The organism is Streptococcus sp. 477 (genome assembly GCF_013277295.1).
GTDB lineage: Bacteria > Bacillota > Bacilli > Lactobacillales > Streptococcaceae > Streptococcus > Streptococcus pseudopneumoniae.
The window spans coordinates 1-7,513 of the sequence record NZ_VMMQ01000002.1 but is presented as its reverse complement, the minus strand read 5'-3'; the positions used below and the strand labels follow the sequence as shown (position 1 = coordinate 7,513).

The window sequence follows — 7,513 nt, the reverse complement described above, 5'->3', positions numbered from 1 at the left end:
TTGATTTTTATTGAGTATTAGATGTATAGTGCATTGAAGTTAAAATAGTATACTTTGGTTTCTAAGACATTGTTAGAAATTAGATTAAATTCCTTAATCGATTTGCGCATGTTTTATTTTATTTCACTATACTTTAGATTGAAAAATAAGGAATCACATAAATCGCAAGAAATAGGGAATCTGATTCGTGTTTATAACCGTTCAAAAAGAGAGGAAGCTGAAAGTGAGCCACTTAATCTTTATGTCGAAGATGAAAAGGGCAATCTCCTGGCAGGTTTGATAGTAGAGACTTTTAGAAATTGGCTAGAAATCGAGTATTTATTTGTAAAAGAGGAACTGAGAGGGCAAGGAATCGGTTCAAAACTATTGCAGCAAGCAGAAACTGAAGCTAAGAATCGAAACTGTCGTTTTGCCTTTGTCAATACCTACCAGTTTCAAGCTCTTGATTTTTATAAAAGGTATGGCTACAAGGAAGTCTTTAGGTTACAAGACTATCCCTACATTGGGCAAAGATATTATTAGCAAAAGAATCTGTAAGGTGAGTATGGAGGTATAATACAAAGAGAGGCTCGCACATAAGTATGGAGGTGGACTGATGTATATGAGTAACTATCGATAAATACCAGTTATAACCTAGAAATTGTGTCTTTCTGGGCAATATTGGGTACAATGCAATGGCAGCTGAGAAATTGGGAATCAAGGCTTATCGGGTTAAGAAAAGAAGTGATGTGGTTGATATTTTAAAACAATTTATTTAAACTAAAAACTCTCTATCTTTTTAAATTGACATTAATCCGAGATTCCCCTCTCGAGTTTTTCAGAATAGAGTGAAATCCGAAAGAAAATGGAAATAATTTTTATTAAACGCTTCCAATAGCGGTTAAAAGTTGACAAATTTAAATTTTAGGACTACACTAAGTAAGTAAATTTTATTTTAAAGGAGAATTCGTTATGAATTTAACATATTTAGGCTTATGTATTGCCTGTATGGGCGTATCTGTCGGTGAAGGTTTATTGATGAATGGACTGTTTAAATCAGTAGCACGCCAACCAGATATGCTTTCTGAGTTTCGTAGTTTGATGTTTTTAGGTGTTGCCTTTATTGAAGGAACTTTCTTTGTAACTCTTGTCTTCTCATTTATTATCAAATAAATACATGGAACGAGAAGAAAAGGGAGGATTTTAGATGGAAGAAAGTATTAATCCAATCATCTCTATTGGTCCTGTTATCTTCAATCTGACTATGTTAGCCATGACCTTGTTGATTGTGGGAGTTATTTTTGTCTTTATTTATTGGGCAAGCCGCAATATGACCTTGAAACCCAAAGGAAAGCAAAATGTACTTGAGTATGTCTATGACTTTGTTATTGGATTTACAGAACCTAACATTGGTTCGCGCTACATGAAAGATTACTCACTCTTTTTCCTTTGTTTATTTCTTTTCATGGTGATTGCCAATAACCTTGGCTTAATGACAAAGCTTCAAACGATCGATGGGACTAACTGGTGGAGTTCGCCAACCGCTAATTTACAGTATGACTTAACCTTATCTTTTCTTGTCATTTTGTTGACACATATAGAAAGCGTTCGTCGTCGTGGATTTAAAAAAAGTATAAAATCTTTTATGAGTCCTGTTTTTGTCATACCGATGAATATCTTGGAAGAATTTACAAACTTCTTATCTTTGGCTTTGCGGATTTTTGGGAATATCTTTGCAGGAGAGGTCATGACGAGTTTGTTACTTCTTCTTTCCCACCAAGCTATTTATTGGTATCCAGTAGCCTTTGGAGCTAATTTGGCTTGGACTGCATTTTCTGTCTTTATTTCCTGCATCCAAGCTTATGTCTTTACTCTTTTGACATCTGTGTATTTAGGGAATAAGATTAATATTGAAGAGGAATAGAAAGGAGTAACTGATGCACGTAACAGTAGGTGAATTGATTGGTAATTTTATTTTAATCACTGGCTCTTTTATTCTTTTGCTAGTCTTGATTAAAAAATTTGCATGGTCTAATATTACAGGCATTTTCGAAGAAAGAGCTGAAAAAATTGCTACTGATATTGACAGTGCTGAAGAAGCCCGTCAAAAAGCAGAAGTATTGGCCCAAAAACGTGAAGATGAATTGGCAGGCAGTCGCAAAGAAGCCAAGACAATCATTGAAAATGCAAAGGAAACAGCTGAGCAAAGTAAGGCTAGTATCTTAGCAGATGCTAAACTAGAAGCAGGACGCTTAAAAGAAAAAGCAAACCAAGAAATTGCTCAAAACAAAGCTGAAGCTTTACAAAGCGTTAAGGGTGAGGTTGCAGATTTGACCATCAGCTTGGCTGGTAAAATCATCTCACAAAACCTTGATGGTCATGCCCATAAAGCACTCATTGATCAGTATATCGATCAGCTAGGAGAAGCTTAATGGACAAGAAAACAGTAAAGGTAATTGAAAAATACAGCATGCCTTTTGTCCAATTGGTACTTGAAAAAGGAGAAGAAGACCGTATCTTTTCAGACTTGACTCAAATCAAGCAAGTTGCTGAAGAAACAGGTCTGCCTTCTTTTTTAAAACAAGTGGCAGTAGACGAGTCGGATAAGGAAAAAACAATTGCTTTTTTCCAAGACTCTGTGTCACCTTTAATACAAAACTTTATCCAGGTTCTGGCCTACAATCACAGAGCAAATCTTTTCTATGATGTGCTTGTAGATTGCTTGAACCGACTTGAAAAAGAAACAAATCGATTTGAAGTGACGATTACTGCTGCTCATCCTTTAACAGATGAACAAAAGAGTCGTTTGCTCCCTTTGATTGAGAAAAAAATGTCTCTGAAAGTAAGGAGTGTAAAAGAAGAAATCGATGAAAGTCTCATTGGTGGTTTTGTCATTTTTGCCAATCACAAGACAATTGATGTGAGTATTAAACAACAACTTAAAGTTGTTAAAGAAAATTTGAAATAGAAAGTGGTGTTCTTTTGGCAATTAACGCACAAGAAATCAGCGCTTTAATTAAGCAACAAATTGAAAATTTCAAACCCAATTTTGATGTGACTGAAACAGGTGTTGTAACCTATATCGGGGACGGTATCGCGCGTGCTCATGGCCTTGAAAATGCCATGAGTGGAGAGTTGTTGATTTTTGAAAACGGCTCTTATGGTATGGCTCAAAACTTGGAGTCAACAGACGTTGGTATTATCATCCTAGGTGACTTTACAGATATCCGTGAAGGCGATACAATTCGTCGTACAGGTAAAATCATGGAAGTCCCAGTAGGTGAAAGTCTGATTGGTCGTGTTGTGGATCCGCTAGGTCGTCCAGTTGACGGTCTTGGAGAAATCCACACTGATAAAACTCGTCCAGTAGAAGCACCAGCTCCTGGTGTTATGCAACGTAAGTCAGTCTCAGAACCATTGCAAACTGGTTTGAAAGCTATTGACGCCCTTGTACCGATTGGTCGTGGTCAACGTGAGTTGATTATCGGTGACCGTCAGACAGGGAAAACAACCATTGCGATTGATACAATCTTGAACCAAAAAGGTCAAGATATGATCTGTATCTATGTTGCGATTGGACAAAAAGAATCAACAGTTCGTACGCAAGTAGAAACACTTCGTCAGTACGGTGCCTTGGACTACACAATCGTTGTGACAGCCTCTGCTTCACAACCATCACCATTGCTCTTCCTAGCTCCTTATGCTGGGGTTGCCATGGCGGAAGAATTTATGTACCAAGGCAAGCATGTTTTGATCGTTTATGATGATTTATCAAAACAAGCGGTAGCTTATCGTGAACTGTCTCTCTTGCTTCGTCGTCCTCCAGGTCGTGAAGCCTTCCCAGGGGATGTTTTCTACCTTCACAGCCGTTTGCTTGAGCGCTCAGCTAAAGTTTCTGATGAACTTGGTGGTGGATCAATTACAGCCCTACCATTTATCGAGACACAAGCAGGAGATATCTCTGCCTATATCGCAACCAACGTGATTTCTATCACTGATGGACAAATCTTCCTTGGCGATGGCCTCTTCAATGCGGGGATTCGTCCAGCCATCGATGCGGGTTCATCTGTATCACGTGTAGGTGGTTCTGCACAAATCAAAGCCATGAAGAAGGTTGCTGGTACACTTCGTATCGACCTTGCTTCATACCGTGAGTTGGAAGCCTTCACTAAGTTTGGTTCTGACTTGGATGCGGCAACACAGGCCAAGTTGAACCGTGGACGTCGTACAGTTGAGGTCTTGAAACAACCTGTTCACAAACCATTACCTGTTGAGAAACAAGTAACCATTCTTTATGCTTTGACACATGGTTTCTTGGATACTGTTCCAGTAGATGATATTGTTCGTTTCGAGGAAGAGTTCCATGCCTTCTTTGATGCTCAACATCCAGAGATTTTGGAAACCATTCGTGATACAAAAGACTTGCCAGAAGAAGCAGTCTTGGATGCTGCGATTACAGAGTTTCTCAATCAATCTAGCTTCCAATAAGAATAGAGGTGTCAGATGGCAGTATCTCTAAATGATATTAAAACAAAAATCGCCTCAACAAAAAATACGAGTCAAATCACAAATGCCATGCAAATGGTATCGGCTGCTAAGCTAGGTCGCTCTGAAGAAGCTGCTCGTAACTTCCAAGTTTACGCTCAGAAAGTGCGCAAGCTCTTGACAGATATCCTCCATGGTAATGGAGCTGGTGGTTCAACCAATCCCATGTTGATTAGCCGTCCTGTGAAGAAGACAGGCTATATCGTTATCACTTCAGACCGCGGTTTGGTTGGAGGTTATAATTCCTCTATTCTGAAAGCCGTTATGGAGTTGAAAGAAGAATACCACCCAGACGGTACAGGTTTTGAAATAATCTGTATTGGTGGAATGGGAGCTGATTTCTTTAAGGCTCGTGGTATTCAACCACTTTATGAACTACGTGGCTTGGCAGACCAACCTAGCTTTGATCAAGTTCGTAAGATTATTTCAAAAACTGTTGAAATGTACCAAAATGAACTCTTTGATGAGCTTTATGTTTGCTACAACCACCATGTCAATACGCTAACCAGTCAAATGCGTGTGGAACAAATGCTTCCGATTGTTGACTTGGATCCAAATGAAGCGGATGAAGACTACAGCTTGACTTTTGAATTGGAAACCAGCCGAGAAGAAATTTTGGAGCAGTTATTGCCTCAGTTTGCAGAAAGTATGATTTACGGTGCCATTATCGATGCCAAGACAGCTGAGAATGCTGCTGGTATGACAGCCATGCAAACAGCGACAGATAATGCTAAGAAAGTCATCAATGATTTGACAATTCAGTATAACCGTGCCAGACAGGCGGCGATTACACAAGAAATTACAGAAATTGTAGCAGGAGCTAGTGCCTTAGAATAGGCTCTAGTCCAGTTCGTATGAAAATGAACTTATACTCAATGAAAATCAAAGAGCAAACTAGGAAGCTAGCCGCAGGCTGTACTTGAGTACGGCAAGGCGACGCTGACGTGGTTTGAAGAGATTTGCGAAGAGTATTAGGACCTAGTTTAGCTAGGAACCGACAGTATCTTATATAGAATAGGAGAAGGAGATGAGTTCAGGTAAAATTGCTCAGGTTATCGGTCCCGTTGTAGACGTCTTGTTTGCAGCAGGGGAAAAACTTCCTGAGATTAACAATGCACTTGTCGTCTACAAAAATGACGAAAGAAAAACAAAAATCGTCCTTGAAGTAGCCTTGGAGTTGGGAGATGGTATGGTCCGTACTATCGCCATGGAATCAACAGATGGGTTGACTCGTGGAATGGAAGTATTGGACACAGGTCGTCCAATCTCTGTGCCAGTAGGTAAAGAAACTTTGGGACGTGTCTTCAACGTTTTGGGAGATACCATTGACTTGGAAGCTCCTTTTACAGAAGACGCAGAGCGTCAGCCAATTCATAAAAAAGCTCCAACTTTTGATGAGTTGTCTACCTCTTCTGAAATCCTTGAAACAGGGATCAAGGTTATCGACCTTCTTGCCCCTTACCTTAAAGGTGGTAAAGTTGGACTGTTCGGTGGTGCCGGAGTTGGTAAAACCGTCTTAATCCAAGAATTGATTCACAACATTGCCCAAGAACACGGTGGTATTTCAGTATTTACTGGTGTTGGGGAACGTACTCGTGAGGGAAATGACCTTTACTGGGAAATGAAAGAATCAGGCGTTATCGAGAAAACAGCCATGGTATTTGGTCAGATGAATGAGCCACCAGGAGCACGTATGCGTGTTGCCCTTACTGGTTTGACAATCGCTGAATACTTCCGTGATGTAGAAGGCCAAGACGTGCTTCTCTTTATCGATAATATCTTCCGTTTCACTCAGGCTGGTTCAGAAGTATCTGCCCTTTTGGGTCGTATGCCATCAGCCGTTGGTTACCAACCAACCCTTGCTACAGAAATGGGTCAATTGCAAGAACGTATTACATCAACCAAGAAGGGTTCTGTAACCTCTATCCAGGCTATCTATGTGCCAGCGGATGACTATACTGACCCAGCGCCAGCAACAGCCTTCGCTCACTTGGATTCAACAACAAACTTGGAACGTAAGTTGGTACAATTGGGTATCTACCCAGCCGTTGACCCACTTGCTTCAAGTTCACGTGCCTTGGCACCTGAAATCGTTGGAGAAGAGCACTATGCAGTTGCTGCAGAAGTAAAACGTGTCCTCCAACGTTACCATGAGTTGCAAGATATCATTGCTATCCTCGGTATGGATGAGCTTTCTGATGAAGAAAAGACCTTGGTTGCACGTGCCCGTCGTATCCAGTTCTTCTTGTCACAAAACTTCAACGTTGCGGAGCAATTTACTGGTCAGCCTGGTTCATATGTTCCAGTTGCTGAAACGGTACGTGGATTTAAAGAAATCCTTGATGGTAAATACGACCACTTGCCAGAAGATGCCTTCCGTGGTGTAGGTTCTATCGAAGATGTGATTGCAAAAGCTGAAAAAATGGGATTTTAAGAGGTAATCTATGGCTCAGTTAACTGTCCAGATCGTGACACCAGATGGTCTCGTCTATGATCACCATGCCAGCTATGTATCGGTTCGAACTCTGGATGGTGAGATGGGGATCTTGCCACGACATGAAAATATGATTGCGGTTTTAGCAGTTGATGAAGTAAAGGTAAAACGTATTGATGACGAAGATCACGTGAACTGGATTGCAGTAAACGGTGGCGTTATTGAAATTGCCAATGATATGATTACAATCGTTGCTGACTCTGCAGAACGTGCTCGTGATATCGATATCAGTCGTGCAGAACGTGCCAAACTTCGTGCAGAACGTGCAATTGAAGAAGCACAAGACAAACACTTGATTGACCAAGAACGTCGTGCGAAGATTGCACTGCAACGTGCCATTAACCGTATTAATGTCGGAAATAGACTATAAGAAAAAATGAACTTGAAAATTCCAAGTTCATTTTTTTATGGTGTTTTATACTCAATAAAAATCAAAAAGCAAACATAGGAAGTTAGCCATAGGTTGCTCAAAACATAGTTTTGAGGTTGTGGATA

9 protein-coding genes are annotated in these 7,513 nt (G+C 40.2%); all 9 read left to right on the top strand.

Features of this window, described 5'->3' with window-relative positions; translation table 11 throughout:
- The first annotated feature begins 108 nt into the window (after positions 1-108).
- The 9 genes from HT691_RS00225 to HT691_RS00185 all read left to right on the top strand — a co-directional run bounded on the left by HT691_RS00225 (position 109) and on the right by HT691_RS00185 (position 7,388).
- The gene (locus HT691_RS00225) at positions 109-522 is read left to right on the top strand and encodes a GNAT family N-acetyltransferase (protein WP_000499170.1); all 414 of its coding nucleotides are present in this window, start codon (positions 109-111) and stop codon (positions 520-522) included.
- A 429-nt stretch (positions 523-951) separates the two neighbouring features.
- Positions 952-1,152: a F0F1 ATP synthase subunit C gene (locus HT691_RS00220; protein ID WP_001054890.1), complete on the top strand. Its 201-nt coding sequence runs from the start codon at positions 952-954 to the stop codon at positions 1,150-1,152.
- Positions 1,153-1,186: 34 nt separating this feature from the next.
- The gene (gene atpB / locus HT691_RS00215; RefSeq protein ID WP_000392851.1) at positions 1,187-1,903 is read left to right on the top strand and encodes a F0F1 ATP synthase subunit A; all 717 of its coding nucleotides are present in this window, start codon (positions 1,187-1,189) and stop codon (positions 1,901-1,903) included.
- A gap of 13 nt (positions 1,904-1,916) precedes the next feature.
- Positions 1,917-2,411 carry a F0F1 ATP synthase subunit B gene (gene atpF, locus HT691_RS00210; protein ID WP_023937358.1) on the top strand — a complete coding sequence of 165 codons (495 nt, stop codon included), beginning with the start codon at positions 1,917-1,919 and terminating at the stop codon, positions 2,409-2,411.
- The gene (locus tag HT691_RS00205) at positions 2,411-2,947 is read left to right on the top strand and encodes a F0F1 ATP synthase subunit delta (RefSeq protein ID WP_023933459.1); all 537 of its coding nucleotides are present in this window, start codon (positions 2,411-2,413) and stop codon (positions 2,945-2,947) included. The genes atpF and HT691_RS00205 overlap by 1 nt, the downstream gene beginning before the upstream one ends.
- Positions 2,948-2,961: 14 nt before the next feature.
- Positions 2,962-4,467, top strand: coding sequence for a F0F1 ATP synthase subunit alpha (gene atpA / locus HT691_RS00200; protein WP_023942963.1), 1,506 nt, complete (start codon positions 2,962-2,964; stop codon positions 4,465-4,467).
- A gap of 15 nt (positions 4,468-4,482) precedes the next feature.
- Positions 4,483-5,361: a F0F1 ATP synthase subunit gamma gene (locus HT691_RS00195; protein ID WP_000301219.1), complete on the top strand. Its 879-nt coding sequence runs from the start codon at positions 4,483-4,485 to the stop codon at positions 5,359-5,361.
- Positions 5,362-5,551: 190 nt separating this feature from the next.
- Complete coding sequence (atpD, locus tag HT691_RS00190) at positions 5,552-6,958, top strand: F0F1 ATP synthase subunit beta (RefSeq protein WP_000094360.1); 1,407 nt, start codon at positions 5,552-5,554, stop codon at positions 6,956-6,958.
- Positions 6,959-6,968: 10 nt separating this feature from the next.
- Positions 6,969-7,388 (top strand): F0F1 ATP synthase subunit epsilon, encoded by a 420-nt coding sequence (locus tag HT691_RS00185; protein ID WP_000068041.1) that lies wholly within the window; start codon positions 6,969-6,971, stop codon positions 7,386-7,388.
- Positions 7,389-7,513 lie beyond the last annotated feature (125 nt).

Bases quoted from the DNA above. Each gene is read 5' to 3' on its own strand.
- HT691_RS00225 (WP_000499170.1), top strand. From the start codon at position 109: ATGTTTTATTTTATTTCACTATACTTTAGATTGAAAAATAAGGAATCA.
- HT691_RS00220 (WP_001054890.1), top strand. From the start codon at position 952: ATGAATTTAACATATTTAGGCTTATGTATTGCCTGTATGGGCGTATCT.
- atpB (WP_000392851.1), top strand. From the start codon at position 1,187: ATGGAAGAAAGTATTAATCCAATCATCTCTATTGGTCCTGTTATCTTC.
- atpF (WP_023937358.1), top strand. From the start codon at position 1,917: ATGCACGTAACAGTAGGTGAATTGATTGGTAATTTTATTTTAATCACT.
- HT691_RS00205 (WP_023933459.1), top strand. From the start codon at position 2,411: ATGGACAAGAAAACAGTAAAGGTAATTGAAAAATACAGCATGCCTTTT.
- HT691_RS00195 (WP_000301219.1), top strand. From the start codon at position 4,483: ATGGCAGTATCTCTAAATGATATTAAAACAAAAATCGCCTCAACAAAA.
- atpD (WP_000094360.1), top strand. From the start codon at position 5,552: ATGAGTTCAGGTAAAATTGCTCAGGTTATCGGTCCCGTTGTAGACGTC.
- HT691_RS00185 (WP_000068041.1), top strand. From the start codon at position 6,969: ATGGCTCAGTTAACTGTCCAGATCGTGACACCAGATGGTCTCGTCTAT.